The organism is Saccharothrix sp. S26 (assembly GCF_021390395.1).
Taxonomy (GTDB): Bacteria; Actinomycetota; Actinomycetes; order Mycobacteriales; family Pseudonocardiaceae; genus Actinosynnema.
The window spans coordinates 237,316-259,598 of record NZ_JAJUWT010000002.1; the positions used below are offsets into that span (position 1 = coordinate 237,316).

17 protein-coding genes are annotated in these 22,283 nt (G+C 71.9%); 9 read left to right on the top strand and 8 right to left on the bottom strand.

Features of this window, described 5'->3' with window-relative positions:
• Positions 1 to 238: 238 nt before the first annotated feature.
• From LZG04_RS03575 to LZG04_RS03600, 6 genes are all read left to right on the top strand, one after another.
• Positions 239 to 991 carry an ABC transporter ATP-binding protein gene (locus LZG04_RS03575; protein ID WP_233813041.1) on the top strand — a complete coding sequence of 251 codons (753 nt, stop codon included), beginning with the start codon at positions 239 to 241 and terminating at the stop codon, positions 989 to 991.
• A 4-nt stretch (positions 992 to 995) separates the two neighbouring features.
• The gene (locus LZG04_RS03580; RefSeq protein ID WP_233813043.1) at positions 996 to 3,512 is read left to right on the top strand and encodes an ABC transporter permease; all 2,517 of its coding nucleotides are present in this window, start codon (positions 996 to 998) and stop codon (positions 3,510 to 3,512) included.
• A gap of 628 nt (positions 3,513 to 4,140) precedes the next feature.
• On the top strand, positions 4,141 to 5,412 hold the full coding sequence (locus tag LZG04_RS03585) for an extracellular solute-binding protein (protein ID WP_233813045.1): 1,272 nt from the start codon (positions 4,141 to 4,143) through the stop codon (positions 5,410 to 5,412).
• 65 nt (positions 5,413 to 5,477) lie between these two features.
• Positions 5,478 to 6,392 carry a carbohydrate ABC transporter permease gene (locus tag LZG04_RS03590; protein WP_233813513.1) on the top strand — a complete coding sequence of 305 codons (915 nt, stop codon included), beginning with the start codon at positions 5,478 to 5,480 and terminating at the stop codon, positions 6,390 to 6,392.
• The gene (locus LZG04_RS03595; protein WP_233813047.1) at positions 6,389 to 7,231 is read left to right on the top strand and encodes a carbohydrate ABC transporter permease; all 843 of its coding nucleotides are present in this window, start codon (positions 6,389 to 6,391) and stop codon (positions 7,229 to 7,231) included. The genes LZG04_RS03590 and LZG04_RS03595 overlap by 4 nt, the downstream gene beginning before the upstream one ends.
• Positions 7,232 to 7,239: 8 nt before the next feature.
• Positions 7,240 to 8,658, top strand: coding sequence for a GH1 family beta-glucosidase (locus LZG04_RS03600; protein ID WP_233813049.1), 1,419 nt, complete (start codon positions 7,240 to 7,242; stop codon positions 8,656 to 8,658).
• 58 nt (positions 8,659 to 8,716) lie between these two features.
• On the opposite strand, the gene LZG04_RS03605 is transcribed toward LZG04_RS03600, so the two are convergent.
• The 5 genes from LZG04_RS03605 to LZG04_RS03625 form a co-directional block, all read right to left on the bottom strand.
• Complete coding sequence (locus LZG04_RS03605; RefSeq protein WP_233813052.1) at positions 8,717 to 9,748, bottom strand: LacI family DNA-binding transcriptional regulator; 1,032 nt, start codon at positions 9,746 to 9,748, stop codon at positions 8,717 to 8,719.
• Between the two features lie 37 nt (positions 9,749 to 9,785).
• The gene (locus LZG04_RS03610; protein ID WP_233813054.1) at positions 9,786 to 10,883 is read right to left on the bottom strand and encodes a GNAT family N-acetyltransferase; all 1,098 of its coding nucleotides are present in this window, start codon (positions 10,881 to 10,883) and stop codon (positions 9,786 to 9,788) included.
• A gap of 77 nt (positions 10,884 to 10,960) precedes the next feature.
• Complete coding sequence (locus tag LZG04_RS03615) at positions 10,961 to 11,344, bottom strand: hypothetical protein (RefSeq protein WP_233813056.1); 384 nt, start codon at positions 11,342 to 11,344, stop codon at positions 10,961 to 10,963.
• Between the two features lie 73 nt (positions 11,345 to 11,417).
• A complete protein-coding gene (locus LZG04_RS03620; protein WP_233813058.1) occupies positions 11,418 to 12,518 on the bottom strand; it encodes a winged helix DNA-binding domain-containing protein in 1,101 nt (366 codons plus the stop codon).
• Positions 12,515 to 12,910 (bottom strand): hypothetical protein, encoded by a 396-nt coding sequence (locus LZG04_RS03625; RefSeq protein WP_233813060.1) that lies wholly within the window; start codon positions 12,908 to 12,910, stop codon positions 12,515 to 12,517. Before LZG04_RS03625 ends, LZG04_RS03620 begins: the two co-directional genes overlap by 4 nt.
• A 122-nt stretch (positions 12,911 to 13,032) precedes the next feature.
• Here LZG04_RS03625 and LZG04_RS03630 point away from each other — a divergent pair, with 122 nt between their 5' ends.
• From LZG04_RS03630 to LZG04_RS03640, 3 genes are all read left to right on the top strand, one after another.
• Positions 13,033 to 13,578, top strand: coding sequence for a DM13 domain-containing protein (locus tag LZG04_RS03630; RefSeq protein ID WP_233813062.1), 546 nt, complete (start codon positions 13,033 to 13,035; stop codon positions 13,576 to 13,578).
• 248 nt (positions 13,579 to 13,826) lie between these two features.
• Entirely contained in the window at positions 13,827 to 14,819 is a 993-nt protein-coding gene (locus LZG04_RS03635; protein ID WP_233813064.1) for an AraC family transcriptional regulator, read from the top strand.
• A 101-nt stretch (positions 14,820 to 14,920) separates the two neighbouring features.
• Positions 14,921 to 18,310 (top strand): phosphodiester glycosidase family protein, encoded by a 3,390-nt coding sequence (locus tag LZG04_RS03640; protein WP_233813066.1) that lies wholly within the window; start codon positions 14,921 to 14,923, stop codon positions 18,308 to 18,310.
• Between the two features lie 127 nt (positions 18,311 to 18,437).
• Here LZG04_RS03640 and LZG04_RS03645 read toward each other — a convergent pair whose 3' ends face one another.
• From LZG04_RS03645 to LZG04_RS03655, 3 genes are read right to left on the bottom strand one after another with little or no spacing between them, the layout of a single operon-like run.
• Entirely contained in the window at positions 18,438 to 20,501 is a 2,064-nt protein-coding gene (locus tag LZG04_RS03645) for a 3-hydroxyacyl-CoA dehydrogenase NAD-binding domain-containing protein (RefSeq protein WP_233813069.1), read from the bottom strand.
• Positions 20,501 to 21,703 (bottom strand): acetyl-CoA C-acetyltransferase, encoded by a 1,203-nt coding sequence (locus LZG04_RS03650; RefSeq protein ID WP_233813071.1) that lies wholly within the window; start codon positions 21,701 to 21,703, stop codon positions 20,501 to 20,503. The genes LZG04_RS03645 and LZG04_RS03650 overlap by 1 nt, the downstream gene beginning before the upstream one ends.
• 56 nt (positions 21,704 to 21,759) lie before the next feature.
• Positions 21,760 to 22,212 carry a GNAT family N-acetyltransferase gene (locus LZG04_RS03655; RefSeq protein ID WP_233813073.1) on the bottom strand — a complete coding sequence of 151 codons (453 nt, stop codon included), beginning with the start codon at positions 22,210 to 22,212 and terminating at the stop codon, positions 21,760 to 21,762.
• Between the last annotated feature and the right edge of the window lie 71 nt (positions 22,213 to 22,283).

Sequence of the window (22,283 nt, forward strand, 5' to 3'; positions counted from 1 at the left end):
GTGAGCGTTGAATTCGGGTGTTCTGAACGTAGGACTCTCGCGTTCTGAACGTAGGACACTCGCGTTCCGAATGTAGGACACTCGCGATCTGAACGTAGGACTCGCGGGGGTCAGACCGGGGGACTAGGGGGCGTCATCCCGTCGGTTGACGTCCGGTTCCGCCGCCGAGGTGACGACCGCCGACGCGCCTGCCCCATAGCTTTCTCGACGTCCGCGAGAGTCGAGGAATTGAGGGAGCATGTCCGCACTGGTGTCCGACGTCGGGACCCGCACCGCTGTAGCCGCCGCGAACCTGGTGAAGGTGTACGGCAAGGGCGACACCGCCGTGCGGGCGCTCGACGGAGTCAGCGTCGAGTTCGCGGCGGGCAGGTTCACCGCCATCATGGGCCCCTCCGGCTCCGGCAAGTCCACGCTGATGCACTGCCTGGCCGGCCTCGACAACGTCGACGGCGGCAGCGTGAACATCGGCGGCACCGAGATCACCTCGCTGGGTGACAAGGAGCTGACCCGGCTGCGCCGCGACCGGGTCGGGTTCGTCTTCCAGGCGTTCAACCTGCTGCCCACGCTCACCGCCGAGGCCAACATCCTGCTCGGCCTCGAACTGGCCGGCCGCAAGCCCGACCGCGAGTGGTTCGACACCATCGTGGACGTGCTCGGCCTGCGCGACCGGCTCAAGCACAAGCCGACCGAGCTGTCCGGCGGCCAGCAGCAGCGCGTGGCCTGCGCCCGCGCCCTGGTCGCCCGGCCCGACGTGGTGTTCGCCGACGAGCCCACCGGCAACCTCGACTCGCGCTCCGGCGCGGAGGTGCTCGACTTCCTGCGCATGTCCGTGCGCAAGCTCGGCCAGACCGTGATCATGGTGACGCACGACCCGGTCGCCGCCTCCTACGCCGACCGCGTGGTGCTCATGGCCGACGGCCACCTCGCCGGCGAGATCGACAACCCGACCGCCGACTCGGTGCTGTCCGCGCTCAAGCACCTGGGGGCGTGACCTGATGCTGCGCACGATCATCGCGGGCCTCAAGGCCCGCACCGCGCGGCTCGTGCTGTCCTCGGTGGCCATCGCCCTCGGCGTCGCCTTCGTGACCGGCACGCTGGTGCTCGGCGACGCCATGACCGCGAGCCTGCGCGACGAGTTCGCCAAGGGCGCGCGCAACGTCGACGTCTCCGTCACCGTGTCCGGCGAATCGTCCTCACCGGACGAGATCCCCGGCATCACCCCGGAGACGCTGGCGAAGATCCGGCAGGCGCCGGGCGTGGCGGCCGCCGACCCGCGCGACTTCCAGACCGTGCCGCTGGTCGCGGCCAACGGCAAGGCCAAGTCCGCGTGGGCCGTCCCGCTGGCGAGCAACGAGAAGCTCAACGAGTTCGACCTCGTCGACGGGCGTTACCCCACCAAGGACGACGAGATCGCCGTCGACAAGCGCACCGCGTCCACCTCCAAGCTGACGATCGGCCAACCGGTCGTGCTGCTGGGCGAGGGGGACCAGCGGCACACGTACACGCTGGTCGGCACCTACCAGCAGGGCACGAACCAGGTGTCGCTGTCCGGCTACGACCACGTCGGGCTGACCGCGGCGGCGTTCCAGGCGCTGGAACCGGAACGGCCGCCGTACCAGGTGGTGGCGACGGCGGCGGCCGGGTTCACCCAGCAGCAGGTCGTGGACAACGTCCGCAAGGCCATCGGGGACAGCGGCTTCAAGATCCAGAGCGGTGAGGAGCTGACCCGGGAGACCCTCGAACGGGTCGAGCAGCAGTCCGGCGAGTTCACCACGGTGCTGCTGGCGTTCGCGATCATCGCGCTCGTCGTGGCGGCCATGGTCATCTACAACACGTTCACCATCCTGGTCGCCCAGCGCACCCGCGAGCTGGCGCTGATGCGGTGCGTCGGCGCGAGCCGGGCCCAGGTGTTCCGGGGCGTGCTGGCCGAGGCGCTGGTGATGGGCCTGGCCGCGTCGGTGATCGGCCTGTTCGGCGGCATCGGGGTGTCCGCGCTGCTGCAACGCGTGATCTTCTCGTTCGGCGAGGGCGGCGGCACCGTGCTGCTGCCCGTGACGGCGACGACGGTGGCCGCGTCGTTCGCGGTCGGCACGCTGGTGACCGTGCTCGCCGCGGTGCTGCCCGCCCGCAAGGCGACCCGGGTCGCGCCGGTGGCCGCGCTGCGCAGCCAGCCCGACAGCGGCGAGGAGGTCTCCCGGACCAGCGTGGTGCGCGTGCTGACCGCCGTGCTGTTCGGCGTGATCGGTGTCGGCGGGATCGTGTTCGGCATGGGCATCGAGGACGAGGACGCGGCGATGTTCGTCAGCGGCGCGGGCACGATGGCGCTGCTGGCCGCGGTGCTCGTGCTCGGTCCGCTGCTGGTGGGCCCGGTCAACCGGGTGCTCGGCGCGCTGCCGCGGGCGGTGCTGGGCGTGCCCGCCAAGCTGGCGTCGGCCAACGCCGGCCGCAACCCCAAGCGCACCGCCGCGACCACGGCGGCGCTGATGATCGGCGTGACGATCGTGTCGCTGGTGACCGTGGTCGCCAACAGCGCCAAGGAGACCGCCAACGCCGAGATCGACCAGCGGATGCCCGCCGACTACACCGTGACGTCCGCCGTCTACGGCCGGCCGCTGCCCAAGGAGCTGGCCGAGCAGTTGGCCGACGTGCCGGAGGTGGACCGGGTCGCGCCGACCACTGTCGTGTACGGGGAGCGCGAGTACTTCACCGGCGTGCCGCGTGACGCGATCGGCACCCTGTTCCGGCCCACGGTGACCAGCGGGTCGCTCGACGACCTCGGTGACGGGACGGTGGCGGTGAACGCCCAGTACGCCAAGCGGCAGGGTGTCGCGGTCGGCCAGGTGGTGACGGTGAAACCGGGCCAGGGGCAGGCGCAGGAGCTGAAGGTCGTCGCGATCGTCGAGGGGCAGCGGCTGTCCGACGGGATCATGACGATGGAGACGTCGTCGCGGTTCCCGCAGGCGGCCGAGGGGTACGAGAGCATCCTGGTCAAGCTCAAGGACGGCGTGGCCAACGGGCGTGCGGCGGTGGAGAAGGTCACCGACCCGTCCCCGTTGGCGGTGGTGGACAGCGCGGCGGAGACCAAGGAGCAGCTCAACCAGCAGCTCAACCAGGTGCTCGGGTTCATCTGGGCGTTGATCGGGTTGGCCGTGGTGATCGCGTTGTTCGGCATCGCCAACACGTTGACGTTGTCGGTGCTGGAGCGGACGCGGGAGTCGGCGCTGCTGCGGGCGCTGGGGCTGACGAAGGGCCAGTTGCGGTTGATGCTGGTGGTCGAGTCGGTGCTGATGGCGCTGATGGGTGCGGCGATCGGGTTGCTGCTCGGCATCGGGTTCGGGTGGGTGATCACGGAGGCGTTGTCCAACGACACGATCTCGGTGGACCTGGTGGTGCCGTTCGGGCAGATCGGCGTGATGTTGGCGGGTGCTGTCGTGGCCGCGATCCTGGCCGCCGCGCTGCCGGCGCGGCGTGCCGCTCGGACCTCGGTCGTCGCGGGGATGGCCGAGGCGTGAAAGAGGCGGTCCGCTCCTCTTCGGGGGAGGGGCGGACCGCCGGAGCGTGAGTCCTACGTTCGCGTCGGGTGAGTCCTACGTTCAGAACGCGTGTGTCCTACGTTCGGAACGCGAGAGTCCTACGTTCAGGACCCCCGAGTTGAACGCTCGGGTGTGGGGGCGAGGGCCAAGTCCGGGGGTGCAGTCCGGGGGTGCAGTCCGGGGGTGCAGTCCGGGGGTGCAAGGCCGGGGGAGAGTCCGGCTCGATTTGACATGGGGCCCGTACGGGCACTCCAGGCAGGCCAAAGCACCCGAACCCATGTCAAATCGGGCCTCGGAGGTGGGTGGCGGGTCCGTTGTGGGTGGGTTACAGATTTTCTTGCGAGCGCGCGTCACGTCTGGGCTGTAGTTGCCTCTAACAGGGTGTTGGGTGGCCCGAGCGAGGGCCGGGCCACCCGGCCTTGATGGGCTGCCGGCGGGTTCACGCAACGTCATGTGTGGTCACTGCGGGGCACAAGAGCGCTTCAGAATGTTGCGGAACGGTGTCGACCGGTACTTGGCGGGTTGACGTCGGGGACCGGGACTCGCGACCGTGAGAGCGCTCTCATGGCGTCGGGTTCCCGCCCGGCGAGCGCGTCGAGGAGGACGGATGAGCAGGACTCTGGTCGGTTGGACGGCGTCGATCACCGCGCTGGCGCTGGTGGCCGCGTGCGGTGGTGGGGGAGGTGACGCGGGGGACGGCAAGGTCAAGCTGTCGATCGGGGTCTTCTCCGACTTCGGTTACACCAACCTGATCAAGGAGTACCAGGCGGCGCACCCGGGCATCGAGATCGAGCAGCGCACGGTCAAGATGGAGCAGCACCACACGCAGCTCGCCACGCAGCTCGCGGGTGGTCGGGGTGCGGCCGACATCGTGGCGATCGAGGAAGGCAACATCACGCAGTTCCGCCAGTCCAAGGACAAGTTCGTCAACCTCGCGGACTACGGCGCCAAGGAGCTGCAGGGCCAGTGGGCGGCCTGGAAGTGGAACCAGGGCACCACCGACGGCGGGAACTTCGTGCTCGGCCTCGGCACCGACATGGGCAGCCTCGCGCTGTGCTACCGGCGTGACCTGTTCGAGGCGGCGGGCCTGCCGACCGACCGCGAGGAGGTCGGCAAGCTGTGGCCCACCTGGGAGGACTACCTCGAGGTCGCGGACGCGTTCAGCGGGAAGGTGCCGGACAAGAAGTTCGTCGACACCGCGCAGAACGTCTACAAGGCGATCCTCGACCAGACCGAGGAAGGCTACTTCGCCAAGGCCGACGACTCCTTCATCGGCGACAAGAACGACAAGGTGAAGCAGGCGTTCACGTTGGCCGCGAGCCTCGGCGAGAAGAAGCAGACCGGTGCGCTGGCCCCGTTCAGCCAGGACTGGAACGTCGCGCTCAAGCAGGCGTCCTTCGCCACCACGACCTGCCCGGCGTGGGCGCTCGCGCTGATCAAGGCCGGTGCCGGGGACGAGGCGACGGGCAAGTGGGACGTGGCCGCCGCGCCCGGTGGCGGCGGCAACTGGGGCGGGTCGTTCCTGGCCGTGCCCAAGCAGACCAAGCACCCGAAGGAAGCCTACGAGCTGGCCAAGTGGCTGACCGCGCCCGAGCAGCAGAAGCGGATTTTCAAGGAGACCGGCAACCTGCCCAGCGAGCCCGCCGCGTACCAGGACCCCGAGGTCACCGCGACGACCAACGAGTACTTCAACTCCGCGCCGGTCGGCCAGATCTTCGGTGACTCCGCAGAAAGCCTCAAGCCCACCTACCGCGGCACGAAGGACTCCAAGGTGACCCCGGTGTTCAACAACGCCCTGTCGCGCGTGGAGACCGGCAAGCAGTCCACTTCGGACGCGTTCGACCAGGCCGTCCGCGAAGCGCGGGACGCCGCCAAGTGACGGTCGCACCGCACCGGGCGACGGCGGGGCGCGGCACGGAGCCCGTCCCGCCGTCGGCGCAACGCCTGTCGTGGCGGGACAAGCTCGGCCGGCTGGACACGAAGTACACGCCGTACCTCATCATCGCGCCGTTCTTCGTGGTCTTCGGGATCTTCGGCCTCTACCCGCTGCTGTACACCGCTTGGGTCTCGCTGCACGAGTGGCAGCTCATCGAGGGCGACCAGGGCTTCACCGGCCTGGCCAACTACGCCGAGCTGCTGTCCGACGAGAACTTCTGGAACGCGCTGGGCAACACCGTCAGCCTGTTCCTGCTCTCCACGGTCCCGCAGCTGTTCGCCGCGCTCGGCCTGGCCGCCCTGCTCGACCGCGGCCTGCGCGGCCGGGCGTTCTGGCGGGCGGGCGTGCTGCTGCCCAACGTGATCTCGGTGGCGGCGGTGGCGCTGGTGTTCGCGCAGTTGTTCGGCCGCGACTTCGGCATCGTCAACGCCGTGCTGGGCCTCGTCGGCGTCGACCCGGTGGACTGGCGCGCCGAGACGTGGGCGTCGCACCTGGCGATCAGCTCGATGGTGATGTGGCGCTGGACCGGCTACAACGCGCTGATCTACCTGGCCGCGATGCAGTCGGTGCCCAAGGACATGTACGAGTCGGCGATGCTGGACGGCGCGTCGCGGTGGCGGGTGTTCTGGTCGATCACGGTGCCGAGCATCCGGCCGACGATCCTGTTCACCGTCATCGTGTCGACCATCGGCGGCATGCAGCTGTTCGTGGAACCGCAGCTGTTCGACCCGGGCGGCACGGCCACCGGCACCGGCGGTGACGACCGGCAGTTCCAGACCCTGGTGATGTACCTGTACGAGAAGGGCTTCCGGTTGTTCGACGCGGGCTACTCCGCGGCCATCGCGTGGGTGTTGTTCCTGGTGATCCTGGTGGTCGCGGTCGTGAACTTCGCGGTGGCGCGGCGCATCGCGGCGAAGGGATGAGGCCGGTGGGCACGAAGCGCCTCACGAGGTCGGGGCCGATCGCGTACGCGCTGCTGGTGGTGATCCTGCTCGCGTCGGTGTTCCCGCTGTACTACTCGTTCCTCATCGCCAGCAAGGACAACTCGGCGCTGGGCGACGCGGTGCCGTCCCTGGTGCCGGGCGGGAACCTGTTCGACAACCTGACCAGGGTGTTCGACACCGTCGACTTCTGGCTCGCGATGCAGAACTCGCTCGTGGTCGCGGGCACGGTGGCGATCAGCAACGTCGTGCTGGGCACGCTGGCCGGGTTCGCGTTCGCCCGGCTGCGCTTCCGCGGCGGCGACGCGTTGTTCCTGGTCGTGGTCGGCACGTCGATGGTGCCCACGCAGCTCGGCGTGATCCCGCTCTACATGCTGATGTCGGACCTGGACTGGTACGGCACGTTGCAGGCGGTGATCGTGCCCGCGCTGATCGGCGCGTTCTCGGTGTTCTGGATGCGGCAGGCGTGCGAGGAGTCGGTGCCGCACGAGCTGGTCGAGGCCGCCCGGGTGGACGGCTGCTCGGTGCTCAAGACGTTCTGGCACGTGGCGTTCCCGGCGGTGCGGCCGCAGGCGGCCGTGATGGGCATGTTCACGTTCATGACCGCGTGGAACGACTTCTTCTGGCCGCTGATCGTGCTGGACCCCAACGACAGCCCCACGGTCCAGGTGGCATTGTCGACGTTGGCAAGCGGTTACTACACCGACTACTCGCTCATGCTGTCCGGCGCGTCGCTCGCGGTGCTGCCGGTGGTGGCGATCTTCGTGCTGCTGGCGCGGCAGATCGTCGGCGGGATCATGCAGGGCGCTGTGAAGGGGTGAACTGGCAGATGACGACAACCGACCCGGGCACCGAGGTCGGGCGGGACCTGCTGCGCTTCCCACCGGGTTTCCGGTGGGGTGCCGCGACGGCGTCCTTCCAGATCGAGGGGGCGACCGGGGTCGACGGCCGCGGACCGTCCATTTGGGACACGTTCGCGGCCAGGCCGGGCGCGGTGCTCGGCGGCGACACCGGCGAGCCGGCGTGCGACCACTACCACCGCTACCCCGCCGACGTGGCGCTGATGGCGGAGCTGGGGCTGGGCGCGTACCGGTTCTCGCTGGCGTGGCCGCGCATCCAGCCGCTCGGCGCGGGCCGGGTGGAACCCCGGGGGCTGGCGTTCTACGACCGGCTGGTGGACGAGCTGCTGGCCCGGGAGATCGAGCCGGTGGTCACGCTGTACCACTGGGACCTGCCGCAGGCGCTGGAGGACGTCGGCGGTTGGCGCAACCGCGACACCGCCTACCGGTTCGCCGAGTACGCGGCGCTCGCGCACGAGCACCTGGGTGACCGGGTGCGGCAGTGGACCACGTTGAACGAGCCGTGGTGCTCGGCGTTCCTCGGGTACGCCAACGGCATCCACGCGCCCGGCGTGGTCGACCCGAAGGGGTCGCTGGAAGCCGCGCACCACCTCCTGCTCGGCCACGGCCTGGCCGTGCAGGTGATGCGGGACCAGGCGCCGGACGACCACGAGCTGTCCATCGTGCTGAACTTCTGCGCGTTGACGGTGGACGACGACTCGCAGTTGGACGCGGCACGCAAGGTCGACGGATTGCAGAACCGCCTGTTCCTCGACCCGCTGGGCGGCCGCGGCTACCCGCGGGACGTCGTCGAGGACACGGCGTGGCTGGGCGACTGGACGGCCGCGGTGCACGACGGCGACCTGGACGTGATCGCCGCGCCGATCGACTGGATGGGCGTGAACTACTACAGCCCGACCCGCGTCGCCCCGGCGGCCGACCCGCTCGCGGTCGGCGACGGGCCGTTCCCGGGCCTGCGGGGCGTGGACTTCCTGCCGCCGCGCGGCGAGGTGACCGGCTTCGGCTGGGAGGTCGACGCGAGCGGCCTCACCGCGCTGCTGACCCGGTTGCGGCGCGACGTCGGCCTGCCGCTGGTGATCACGGAGAACGGCTCGGCGTGGCCGGACGTGGTCGAGGACGGCCAGGTGGTGGACGAGGCGCGCACCCGGTACCTGGTCGACCACCTGCGCGCGGTGCACGAGGCCATCGCGGCGGGCGTGGACGTGCGCGGCTACTTCGCGTGGTCGCTGCTGGACAACTTCGAGTGGGCCGCGGGGTACAGCCAGCGGTTCGGCATCGTGCACGTGGACTACGACACCCAGGTGCGCACGGTGAAGCGGAGCGGCAGGACGTTGGCCGAGGTGATCGGGGCCAACGCCGTCCCGGCCACCGGCTACGACCTGCCGTGACCGGTCGGTCGGGGGCCGCATGTCGCCGCGGCGGCCCCCGCCCGGCAACCGGCGCGGGCTACGCGGACTCGCGCCGGACCAGCACCGTCGGCAGCACCTCGCGCCGAGCCCGGATCGTCTCGCCGCGCAGCAGCCGCAGCAGGTGGGTCACCATGTGGCGGACCTGGGCGCTGGTGTCCTGCCGCACGCTGGTCAACGACGGCATGGTGTGCGGCGCGATCATCGGGTGGTCGTCGAACCCGACGATGGCCACGTCCTGCGGCACCCGCCTGCCCGCCTCGTGCAACGCGTCCAGCACGCCCGCCGCCATGTGGTCGGACGCCACGAACGCCGCGTCGAGGTCAGGCACCCGCTCCAGCAGCGCCCGCATGGCCCGCTTGCCGCCCTCGCGGGAGAAGCCGCCGTCCTCGGTCATCAACGCCGTGGTCTCGTCGTCCGCGCCGACCGCCGTGCGCCAGCCGGCCAGCCGGTCCATCGCCGAGTGCTCGTCCAGCGGGCCGGTCACCGACACGATCCTCTTGCGCCCCAACGAGATCAGGTGCTCGGTGGCCAGCAGGCCGCCGCCCTCGTTGTCGTGGTCCACGGTGTGCAGGCCGCGCAGCGAGCCCCACGGCCGGCCCGCGTACACCACCGGCAGCGGCAGCTTGCGCGCCACGGTCGGCAACTGGTCGCCCTTGTGCGGCGCGAACAGCAGCGCGCCGTCCACGTGCCCGCCCGCCAGGAACCGCTCGGCCCGCGCCTGGTCCTGCGTCGAGTGCACCAGCATCAGCACCATCTGCACGTCGGCGTCGGCCAGCGACCGCGCCGCCGAGCGGATCAGCCACGCGAAGTGCGGGTCGTCGAAGATCTTGGGCTCGGGTTCGGAGAACACCACGGCCACCGCGCCCGAACGCCGGGTCACCAGCGCCCGCGCCGCCTGGTTGGGCTGGTAGCCCAGCTCCATCACCGCCGCCGTGACCGCCTCGTGCGCCTCCGGGCTCACCCTGGGCGACGCGTTGAGCACCCGTGACGCCGTCGCACGGGAAACGCCGGCCTTGGCCGCCACGTCCTCCAGCGTGGGCCGCGCGCCTGAGTGCGATTGAACCGACACGAGCACCACTCCTCGACGATCGCCCTACGGGCCCAGCTTAGCCCGAGGCGACCTGCCGGGAAGCGCTCTCAGAACGACCCGGATCGGTGACGCGCGGACCGCTCGCGGTGATCGACACCCGCAGCAGCCCGTCCTCGCGGCGCACCGAGGTCGGCAGCCCGGCCCGGGCCGCGGTGCGGACGAGGCCGGTCTCGCCGGGCAGGCACCAGCCGACCAGCTCCCGGCGGCCGCCCGCCCGTGCCACGCCGGCCAGCGCGCCGAGCAGCGCGGTGCCCACCCCGCGACCCTGCCAGCCGTCCTCCACCAGCAACGACACCTCCGCGCCCGCCGGCGTGGACATCGGGATGAGCTGGCCCATGGCCACCACCCGGTCCGCGCACTGGGCCACCACGGTGGTGCCGCGCGGCGGGCTGAGCAGCCGGTGCAGCCACCGCCGGGGCACGGTCCGCATGCCCGCGTGGTAGCGGTTGAACAGGGTGCCCATCGAGCAGCGGGAGTGCAGGTCGGCGATCGCCTCCTCGTCGCCCGCGCGGCCGGGCCGCAGCACCAGCGCCATGCCGTCGTCGGTGAGCAGCGCGGTCGGCCGGGGATCCGCCTCGCCCCGGGCGGCGAGCAGGTCGATCAACGCCTGCCCGCGGGTCAGCTCCACCTGGGTGAACGGCGACCAGCCGCGACGCGCCCGGTAGAGCTGCGTCGCCTGCGGCGTCGCCCGGAAGTCGACCACCCGCGCCTGGTCCGCCGAGGTCGGTGAGGCGGCGTCGGCGGGGACGACGGTGACCGAGTCGGCGCCCGTGACGACGCGCAGGGCCTCGCCGATCGCGTCGGGGTCGTGCGAGGCCAGGGCGGCGGCGCGCAACGCCGCCGTGGGCGCGTCGACGAGGTCCCGCAGGTCGGCGGCGGTGATGCCGACGCACCGGCCGCCCTCGGCGCGCACCGCGGCCACCAGGTCGGCGGGCAGCAGGCCGGGCGCGGCCTGGACCACGAGCTCGTCGAGGACGCCGCCGGGCACCGGGATCACCGACAGGGCCAGGACGTTGCAGTCCTGGTCGGCCAGCCGGATGGTCACCCGAGCCAGCGCGCCCGGGCTGTCGTCCAGCTCCACGCGCAGTCGCCAGGTCTTCGGTGTGGTGTCCATGCGACCAGGCTGCGGCCCGCACGTTGCGGTGGGGGGACGCGGGCGTTTCGGCGACGTGAGCGTTGGCCCGTCCGCGCTCAGTCCCGGCAGTGCGGCGGCGGCAGCGGGTTGAGCGGGCTGCACGGCCACTCGGTGTTCTTCACCGCGGTGGTCGTGGTGGTCGTCGGCGGGGCCTCGGTCGGCGTCTGCGGCGGTGGTGGCGGCGCCGGCGGCGGGGTCGTCGTCGTGGTGGTGGGCCGGACCGCGGTCGTCGAGGTCCGCGGCGACGACACCGCGTCGGCGGTGACCGAGCTCGGCGGCGTGGTGGAGCTGCTGGTCGCCGGCCTGCCGGTGATCCAGGTCGACGCCGGGGTCTCGGCCTGCTGCTCGTCGTTCACCCCGTCGATGTACACCCCGATGAGGACACCGATCAGCGCCGACGCCGCCACGGCCAAGCCGCACGTGGCCCACAGCACCCGCACAGCAAGCCTCCTAACAGAACGCACTTGTGGCGCAACGGTGAGCGGCTGAACAGTACCGCCCGTCGGGGCGGTCTCAGTCGACCCAGTGCACCTCTGCCGGGCCGGGCAGCCGGTCCACCTCGCTGAGCACGGCTTTCCGTGCCGCAGCGGACAACGAGCGGAACGGCTCCACGGTGACGCTCAGCCGACCGCCCTTGCGCTCCTGCGACCAGACCCCGGCCAGCATTCCGTTCACCATGAGTACCGGGGACAGCCATCCCTGCGGTCGATACACCTTTTCGGGTATCCCACCATCGAGAAGGTGGGTGGCGTGGCGTGTCGCCGCCACGACGTACTGGTCGAACGCCGGCAGCAGGCGCACGGTCTTCACCGGCTCCGCCTCGCGCAAGCTCTCCACGTCCTCCGCGCGTGCCCAGTGGGGCACGCCCTCGACGTCCAGCGGCACGATCCGCTCGCCCAGCGCCTTGAACACGCGCCCGCCGTCGGCCGGGCTCACGCCCCACCAGCGGGCGAAGTCCTCCCTGGTCGCGGGCCCCTGCTGGGCCAGGAACCGCAGCGCGATCGCCTCGACCGCGCCCTCGACGGCCGCCGGGTCGACCCCCAGCCACGTGCGCGGGCTGGTGAACCGGACGAACTGCCCCTCACCGGGCCCGAACAACAACCTGCCCTGGAACGACGCGGGCTTGAGGTAGGCGCCCCAGCTCTCCCGCAGCTTCTCGCCGAGGTGCGGCGACGTGCGCGCGGCGACCTCGTCGGCCAGCTCGGCACGGGTCAGCACGCGGTCGTGCAACGCCTCGCCCACCGCGTCGACCAGCGCTGTCAGCTCGTCGGCGGTGAGGTGGAAGTTCCGCAGCCACACCGGCTTGAGGTAGTGCCGGTAGGTGGCGAACCCGGCCTGCCAGAGCGGGTACTCGGCGGCGGGCAGCAGGTGCAGCGTGCCGCGCATCGACCACGTCTTGACCAGCGTGCGGTCGGTCCACAGGGCCTGGTCGACGGCATCGTCGGCGAGCCCGTCGACGCGGGCGCGCAAGGTCGCCTCGGCCGAGGACATCAGCTGGGCGTGCAGCCCGCACAGCCGCGACACCACGGTGAACGCCTCGTCGGCGGGCCGCCGCTCGTCCAGGGCGTGCCGGCGGGTGCGCCAGGCCGCCACCTGCCGCCAGGTCACGCTCACCGGTGCTCCTCCCTCGCCCGCACGGCCGCGAGCCTGCGTTCCAACACCGCCGTGCCGAGCACTCGCGCCAGCACCAGACCCGCGCCGGAGAGCCCGGCGACGAGCACCGCGCCGGTCATGTGCCAGGTGGGTGCGTCACCCGAACAGGTGAACACGTCCGTGAACTTGTCCGAGGAGCAGGTCACGAACGGCACGGAGGCCAGCCCGATGCTGGCCGCCGCGACCCCGCCGAGCAGGGCGGACCCGAAGGTGCGCATCAGCGGGAACGCGGCGTTGGCCGCGCCGACGGCCGCGATCGCGAACAGCAGCGGCACCGGGTGCGGGAACGGGCCGAACGCGGCGCAGCCCACCATGAGCGCGCACACGATCGCCAACCCGGCCCGTTCACCCACGTGGCGACCCTAACAACGCGGGAGCCGCGGACGTCAGAACTTCGTAAGCGGGTTTCGCCCGCCGACCGGCGCCCGGTTCGCCAGAGTTGTCCGGAGAACCAGTCGAGTCCGGAAGGCGTGAGATGTCCAAGCGGGTAGTGGTGATCGGGGTGGCGGGCGTGCTGGTGGTCGCCCTGGTGGTGGGGCTGTACCTGTTCCAGCCGTGGCGGCTGGTCACCGACCGGACCGCGGACGAGGCGCTGCTGGTGCCGGCCGCGACCACGACGACCTCGGCGGCGGCCACGACGTCGGCGGCGGTCACGACGACGTCGGCGGCGCCCGAGGGCCCGGTCGCGCTGGCCTCGGGGCCGTTCCGCTCGCTGGAGCACGCGACGACCGGCACCGCGACGCTGGTCCGGCTGCCCGGCGGCGGGCACGCCGTGCAGTTCGAGGCGTTGGACACCAGTGACGGCCCGGACCTGTACGTGTACCTGTCGGACAAGCCGGCGGACTCGTCGGAGAGCGCGTTCGGCTCCGGTTTCACGAACCTCGGTGAACTGAAGGCCAATCGCGGCAACCAGGTCTACGAGGTGCCCGCCGGCGTCGACCTGACGGCCGTGCGCAGCGTCGTGATCTGGTGCAAGAGGTTTTCCGCCGGTTTCGGGGCAGCGCCGTTGGAACAGGGCTGACACATAGGGGAAACAAATGCGCGGTGGTGTGGGCCGTTCATGACCTTTTCGCCGTATTGACGTATCTGGTCTAGACCACATAGAGTGGTGGGCACCACAACGTCCCTCGTTGGTGGGCGGGCGGATGCCCCATCGACGAGGAGCCGGCTCACTGGGGTGGGCCAACCGTTGGCGGCGGCGCGGCGCTCTCTCCCCGTTCCGCGCCGCCGCACACGGCCGGTGCGCGGTCGTGATGCACACTGTGAGTGATGCTCACCAGGACCATCGCCATCCACTACGTCAACGCTGCCCTGCGTGGCGCGGTGCGGCGCGGTCACGACGTCACCGGCCTGCTCGCGGCGGCCGGCATCGGCGAGGCCCTGCTCGCCGACGAGCGCGCCCGCGTCACGCCCGCCCAGTACACCAAGCTGGTCCAAGCCCTGTGGGACGCGCTGGACGACGAGTTCATGGGCCTGGGGCCGCGGCCGAGCAAGCGCGGGACGTTCCCGACCATGTGCCTGCTCGCCGTGCACTGCGCGTCACTGGAGGACGCGTTGCGGCGCGGCCTGGCGTTCTACGGGCTGTTCGACGTGCGGCCGGCGATGACGCTGGGCGAGCACGGCGGCGTGGCCGCGTTCATCCTGTCGACGGAGGGCGTGGACGACCCCGACCGGTTCCTGGTCGAGTCGCTGCTGGTGCTGTGGCACCGCTTCTCGTCGTGGTTGATCGGGCGGCGCATCCCGTTGCGCGGGGTCGACCTGGCCTATCCCGAACCGCCGCACGGCGCGGAATACCACCTGATCTTCGGTGCGCCGCTGCGGTTTTCCGCACCCACCACCACGTTGTCCTTCGACGCGCGATTCCTGCGGATGCCCGTGGTGCAGGACGAAGCCGCGTTGAAGCGGTTCCTGCGCAATTCCCCCGCCGAACTGCTGTCGCGGCGCGATTACGGCGCGGACGCGTCCAGCCAGGTGCGGCGGATGCTCGGCGGCGGCGTGGTGGGGCTGGAGAACGTCGCGGCGCGGCTGGGGATGAGCGCGCCGACGCTGCGGCGGAAGCTGGCCGCCGAGGGCACGTCGTTCCGCGAGGTGCGCGAGCAACTGCTGCGCGACCAGGCGGTGGCGAGCCTGGTGCGCGGCGGCGAGTCGGTGGAGGAACTGGCGCTGCGGCTGGGCTTCTCCGAGGCGAGCGCATTTCACCGGGCGTTCAAGCGATGGACCGGCACCAGCCCTGGCACCTACCGCGGCGGGTCGGTTGGCTGACCTGACCGGCCGTGAATGCGGCCGAACGGCCGTGTCCGGCGAATCGTCAACACGGTGGACTTACACCGCGTAAGTTCCTCACCGAACCCGCGGGAGTGCCCGTGTTCCCACGCCCTCGCCCCACCGCCCTGGCCGCGGCGCTGGTCTTCGCCCTGGCTGCCGCCACGCCCGCGGCGCACGCCGAGCCGCCGCCGTCCCCGGTCTTCGCCTCGACGGCCGCAGCTCACGCCGAGCCGCCGTCCCTGGTCGACCTGCCCGGTGTCGCGGTCGCACCCGCCGTCGACCCCGCCCGCCGCATCGAGACCGCCCGCACCACCCGCCCGGTCGCGCCGGGCGTGTCGCTGAGCTCGTTCGACTGGTACGAGCCGGGCGGCGCGGGCGGCTGGATCCGGGGCGACGCGCTTACCGTCGACCTCACCGCGGGAACGAAGGTCGACTACCTGTACCCGGGCCACGTCGCCGCCGCCGAACCGCTGTCCGCGCAAGCCGACCGGACCCGCGCGGTCGCCGCCGTCAACGGCGACTTCTTCGACATCAACAACTCCGACGCCCCGCGCGGCGTCGGCGTCCAGGACGGTCGCACGGTCAAGTCGCCCGCCGCCGGCCACCGCCGCGCGGTCGGCCTCGACGCGGCGGGCGTCGGCCGGGTGATGGAGGTGTTCTTCGACGGGAAGGTGGTCCGCGACGACGGCACGTCCATCCGGCTCGACCAGCTCAACAGCGCCGCCGTCGAAACCGGTGGCGTGGGCCTGTTCGACCCGGTCTGGGGCTCCTACAGCAGGGCGCGGGCCGTGCAGGGCGCGTCGCGCGTGACCGAGGTCGTGGTGCGCGCGGGCGTGGTCGCCGAACGGCGCGACCGGGCGGGCGACGACCCGATCCCCGCCGACGGCCAGGTGCTCGTCGGCCGGGAGGCGGGCGCGGACGCCCTCGCCGCGTTGGCCGTGGGGGAGCGGGTCGTGGTGGAGCACACCACGAAGGCCGACGACGGCAGCGCGCTGCGCGCCGCGATCGGCGGGAACCAACTGCTGCTCAAGGACGGCGAGGTCGTCGCACCTTCGGACCCGCTGCACCCGCGCACGGCGGTCGGGTTCTCCGCCGACGGCAAGAAGATGTTCCTGCTCACCGTGGACGGCCGCCAGGGCGCGTACCTGCTCGGGCTCAACCTCCAGGACGTGGCCGCGATCCTCCGGGAGATGGGCGCGCACAACGCCCTCAACCTCGACGGCGGCGGCTCGTCCACGCTGGTCGCCCGCACGCCCGGCGCGGAGCACGTGCTGGTGGAGAACACCCCGTCCGACGGCGGCGAGCGGCCCGTGCCCAACGGGCTCGCGCTCTACGCGCCGACCGGCAGCGGCGCGCTCACCGGCTTCTGGGTGCGCACGGCCATCGGCCCGCGTGCCGCGCCGGGGTCGGACACCGTGCCGGGCGGCCACCCGGACCGCGTGTTCCCCGGCCTGACCCGGCGGCTGGTGGCCGACGGGCACGACGAGACCTACGGCCCGGCGCACGACGACTCGCACCGGTGGCGGACGTCCCGCGCCGACGTGGGCCGGGTGGACCAGGACGGCGTGTTCCACGCGTCGCGCCCCGGCACGACGAAGGCCGTGGCGCAGCGCGGCGGCGTGACCGGCGAGGTGGAGCTGACCGTGCTGGGCGCGCTGGCCGGGCTGTCGGCGACCACCGACCGGCTCAGCCTGCCCGAGGTGGGCGGCACGAGCGGGTTCGGCGTGGTCGGCCGCGACGGCGACGGGTTCACCGCGCCGGTCGAGCCCGCGGACCTGGCGCTGGACTACGACCGCTCGGTGATCGACGTCGTGCCCGGCGACGACGGCTCGCTGCGGGTCACGGCGGTGCGGCCGGGTGCGACGACGGTCGTGGCGCGGGTCGGGTCGCACGAGGTGCGCGTGCCCGTGACCGTGGGGCTGGAGGAACGGCTGGTCGCCGGGTTCGACGACGGCGCGGCGTGGACGTTCGGCTCGGCGCGCGGCTCCGGGGCGGTGACGCCGGTGTCCGAGGGGCACACCGGCGCGGGACTGCGGATGTCGTACGACTTCTCCAAGTCCACCGGCACGCGGACGGCCTACGCGATCCCGCCCCGGCCGATCGACGTGCCGGGGCAGCCGCTGGCGCTCGGCGCGTGGGTCCACGGGCACGGTCGCGGCGAGTGGACGGCGTTCACCGTCACCGACTCGTCGGGGCTGAGCCGGTCGCTCTACGGGCCTTACATCACCTGGACGGGGTGGCGGTACCTGGAGGTGCCGGTGCCGTCCGGGCTCGCGTTCCCGTTGCGGGTGAACAGGTTCTACACGATCGAGACCAAGGCTGACCGGCAGTACACCGGCGAGGTGGTCGTGGACGACATCGTGGCCAAGGTGCCGCCCGCGGTCGACCTGCCGGCGGCCCCGGAGGTCGCCGACCGGCTCGTGGTGCAGGACGGCACGGTGGCCGACCGGCCGTGGCGGTTCGCGGTGATGTCCGACGCGCAGTTCGTGGCCCGTGCCCCGGACAGCGAGCTGGTGCGTGCCGCCCGGCGGACGTTACGCGAGATCAAGGCGCAGCGGCCGGACTTCCTCGTCGTGAACGGCGACTTCGTGGACGAGGCGTCGCCCGCGGACCTGGCGCTGGCGCGGCGGGTGCTGACCGAGGAGCTCGGTGACGAGCTGCCCTGGTACTACGTGCCGGGCAACCACGAGATCATGGGGCCGGGCACGATCGAGAACTTCCGGCGCGAGTTCGGCGCGACCAACCGGGTGTTCGACCACAAGGGCACGCGGTTCGTGCTGCTGGACTCGTCCACGGGGACGGTGCGCGGCGGTGGGTTCGACCAGGCCGTGATGCTGCGTGACGCGGTGCGCGACCACTCCGCCGTGCACTCGCTCGTCGTGGTGGAGCACCACCCGCCGCGCGACCCGACGCCGACCAAGGGCAGCCAGCTGTCGGACCGGATGGAGGCCGACGTGGTCGAGGACTGGCTGGCGGAGTTCCGGCGCGCGACCGGCAAGGGCGCGGCGTTCATCGGCGCCCACGTGGGCCTGTTCCACGCGTCACGGGTGGACGGCGTGCCGTACCTGGTCAACGGCAACTCGGGCAAGGCACCCGCGGGCGAGGCGGGTCGGGGCGGCTTCACCGGCTGGACGTTGCTGGGAGTGGACCCGCGCCGCGGCGCCGACGACTGGCTGGCCGCCGAGGTCCGCCCGCACGTGGACGGGGTGGCGCTGACCGCCGAGCCCACCACCCGCATGGGCAGCCCGACCCGGGTCACCGCGTGGATCACCCAGGGCTCACGCCGGGTTCCGGTCGCCTACCCGGTGACGGCGGACTGGTCGGGGTCGCCGAACCTGCACGTGGGCCCGGTCACCGGTCTGCGCCCGTGGCACGTGGCGTGGCTCGACCCGGCGACCGGCGTGCTGACCGCCGTGCGCCCGGGCCGCGTGACCATCGCGGTGACCGTGAACGGCGTGACCGAACGCGCCTCCGTGACCACCGCCTAACCCCCGCGAGAGTCCTACGTTCACGCCGCGAGAGTCCTACGTTCGGCACCCCCGAGTTCAACACTGAGCGTTGAACTCGGGGGTCGTGAACGTAGGACTCTCGCGGCGCGGGTGTAGGACTCTCGGGTTAGAAGGGGGTGTTGGTGGTGGCGCGGTCGCGGAGGGAGGACGGTGGGCGGAAGCGCTCGCCGTAGGTGTCGGCCAGGTAGTCGGCCCGCTCCACGAACTCCGTCAGGCCGTAGGAGTTGATGAACTGGACGGTGCCGCCGCTCCACGGTGCGAAGCCGAAGCCGAACACGCTGCCCACGTTCGCGTCACCGACCGACGTCAGCACGCCCTCGTCCAGGCACCGCACCGTCTCCAGCGACTGGATGAACAGCAACCGGTCCTCGACGTCCTGCTCCGTCACGCCCGCGTCGGCCCGCGCGTACCGCGCCAGCCCCGGCCACAGGAACTTCCGGCCGCCCTCGGGGTACTCGTAGAACCCCGCCCCACCGGACTTGCCCGTGCGCCCCTCGGCGACCAGCTCCTCCAGCACCTTGAACGCCGGGTGGTCGGCCAGCGCGCCGGACGCGGCGGGGTCGTCGGCCAGCGCCTGGTCGCGGATCTTGAGCTGCAACGTCAACGTGACCTCGTCCGACACCGCCAGCGGCCCGACCGCCATGCCCGCACGCCGTGCCACGTTCTCGATCAACGCCGGCGACACGCCCTCCGCGACCATCGACACGGCCTCGGTCACGTACGTGCCGAACGTGCGCGAGGTGTAGAAGCCCCGGCTGTCGTTGACCACGATCGGCGTCTTCCCGATCTGCAGCACGTAGTCGAACGCCCGCGCCAGCGTCTCGTCCGACGTCTTCTCCCCGCGGATGATCTCCACCAGCCGCATCTTGGGCACCGGCGAGAAGAAGTGCAGCCCGATGAACCGCGCCGGGTCGGCCACCGCCGACGCCAACCCGGTGATCGGCAACGTCGACGTGTTCGACGCGATCACCGCGTCCGGCAGCGCCGCCGACTCCGCCGCGGGCAGCACCTGGTTCTTCAGCTCCCGGTTCTCGAACACCGCCTCGATCACCAGGTCGCAGCCCGCCAGGTCGGCGTCGGAGTCGGTCGGCGTGATGCCCGGCGTGTCACCGGCGCCGCGCCGGGCCGCCTCCAGCGTCACGTCCTTGAGCACGACCTCGATCCCGGCCTTCGCGCTGACCTCGGCGATGCCCGCGCCCATCATGCCCGCGCCGAGCACGCCGACCTTGGCCACCTTCGACCGCTCGACCCCGGCCGGCCGCGACCCGCCCGCGTTGATCTCGTTGAGCTGGAACCAGAACGTGCTGATCATGTTCTTCGAGACCTGGCCCGCGGCCAGCTCCACGAAGTACCGCGCCTCGACCTGCAACGCGGTGTCGAAGTCGACCAGCGCGCCCTCGACCGCCGCGGCCAGCACCTTCTCCGGCGCGGGGTACACGCCGTGCGTCTTCTTCCGCAGCACGGCGGGCGCGGCGGCCAGCAGCCCGTACAGGTTCGGGTCGCCGACCCGCACGTCCGGCACGGTGTACCCGGGCTTGTCCCACGGTTGCTGCGGCGCGGGGTTCTCCTTGATCCACGCCCGCGCCTTGGCGATCAGCTCCTCGCGCGAGGACGCCAGCTCGTGCACGATCCCGGCCTGCAACGCCCGCGCCGGGCGCAGCTGCTTGCCCTCCATCAGCAACGGCAACGCCGGCTGCACGCCCAGCAGCCGCACCATCCGCGTCACGCCACCGCCGCCGGGCAGCAGGCCCAGCGTCGCCTCGGGCAACCCGAGCTTGATCTTGTCGTCGTCCAGCACCACCCGGTGGTGGCACGCCAGCGCGATCTCCAGGCCGCCGCCCAGCGCGCTGCCGTTGATCGCGGCCACGACCGGCTTGCCCAGCAGCTCCAACCGCCGCAGCTGGCCCTTGATCTCCTCCAGGAACCCGAGCGCCTCGCCCGCGTTCTCCGGCGTGATCGTGATCAGCAGGTTCAGGTCGCCGCCCGCGAAGAACGTCTTCTTGGCCGACGTCAGCACCACGCCGGTGATGTCGTCGCGCTCGGCCTCCAGCCGCGCGACCGCCTCGCCCATGTCCCGGTGGTACTCGGCGTTCATCACGTTCGCCGAGCCGGACATGTCCATCGTGAGGGTGACGACCCCCTCGTCGTCCCGCTCGAAGTGGATAGCCATCAGACCCTCTCGATGATCGTCGCGATGCCCATGCCGCCGCCCACGCACAACGTGGCCAGCCCGCGCCGCAGGTCCCGGCGCTCCAGCTCGTCGAGCAGGGTGCCGAGGATCATGCAGCCGGTCGCGCCGAGCGGGTGGCCCAGCGCGATCGCGCCGCCGTTGACGTTGACCTTGTCGTCGGGCAGGTCGAGCTCGCGCTGGAACTTCAGCACCACCGACGAGAACGCCTCGTTGATCTCGAACAGGTCGATGTCCTCGACGGTCAGCCGCGCCTTGTCCAGCGCCTTGCGCGCGGCCGGGGCGGGACCGGTGAGCATGATCGTGGGCTCGGAGCCGACGACCGCGGTCGCGATGATCCGCGCGCGGGGTGTGAGGCCCAGCTCGCGGCCGACGCGCTCGTTGCCGATCAGCATGGCCGCCGCGCCGTCCACGATCTGCGACGAGTTGCCCGGCGTGTGGACGTGGTCGATCCGCTCCACGGTCGGGTACCGGTCGATGGCGACGGCGTCGAAGCCCAGGTCGCCGTGGAAGGCGAAGCTGGGCTTGAGCCTGGACAGCGCCTCCATCGTGGTCTCCGGGCGGATCGCCTCGTCGTGGTCGAGCACGACCGAGCCGTTCTGGTCGACCACGGCCACCAGCGACCGGTCGAACCAGCCCTTGTCCCGCGCCAGCGTCGCCCGCTGCTGCGAGCGCAACGCGTAGGCGTCGACGTCCTCGCGGGTGAACCCCTCCAGCGTGGCGATGAGGTCGGCGCTCACGCCCTGTGGCACGAAGTTGACCGCCATGTTGGTCTCGGGGTCGGCCATCCACGCGCCGCCGTCGGACCCCATCGGCACCCGTGACATCGACTCGACGCCGCCCGCCACCACCAGGTCCTCGAACCCGGACGCCACCTTGGCCGCCGCCAGGTTCACCGACTCCAGGCCCGACGCGCAGAACCGGTTGAGCTGCACGCCCGCCGGCCGCAGGTCCCACCCGGCCGCCAGCACCGCCGTGCGGGCGATGTCCGCGCCCTGCTCGCCGACCGGTGACACCACGCCGAACACGACGTCGTCCACCGCGGAGGTGTCGAGGTCGTTGCGCCGCGCCAGCGCCGCGAGCACCCCGGAGGCGAGGGTGATCGGCTTGACGCTGTGCAGCGATCCGCGCTTTCCCCTGCCACGCGGTGTGCGCACCGCGTCGAAGATCAAGGCTTCGCTCATGTACTCAACGGTAACCACGGGCGGGTCGCCTGCCCATGACCGCGCGAGGTGACTTATTAGCTCACCGGGGTCAGCGGGTGGTCCATGGTCTCGCCCTCGCCCGCGAACCCGAGCCGCGCGTACAGCCGCCGGGCCGTCGCGTTGTCCCGGAACACGCGCAACCGCACCCGCGCCCACCCGTTCGCCCGCGCCCAGACCAGCACGTCCCGCACCAGCGCCTCGCCGACACCCCGCCGCCGGAACTCCGGCTTGACCCACATGGAGTACAGGTACAACACGTCCGAGTGGTCTTCGTGCGGCACGCCCGCCACCAGGCCCACCGGCTCCGGCTCCTCGGCCACGACCCGCACGCCGTGCCCCGGCGTCAGCTCCTCCCGCCACCGCGCCTCGTCGAACGCCTCCTCGACCGCCAAGGTGGAGCCGAACGCCTCGGGGTCGCTGCGCAGCGCGGTGAGCCGGATGGCGCGCCACGTCGCCCAGTCGTCGGGCCCGAGCCGCCGCAGTCGCATGACCCCAGTGTCCCGCACACCCTGACCGATCCGCTCACGATCACCCGTCAGCCTGACGCGCTGCGGTCATG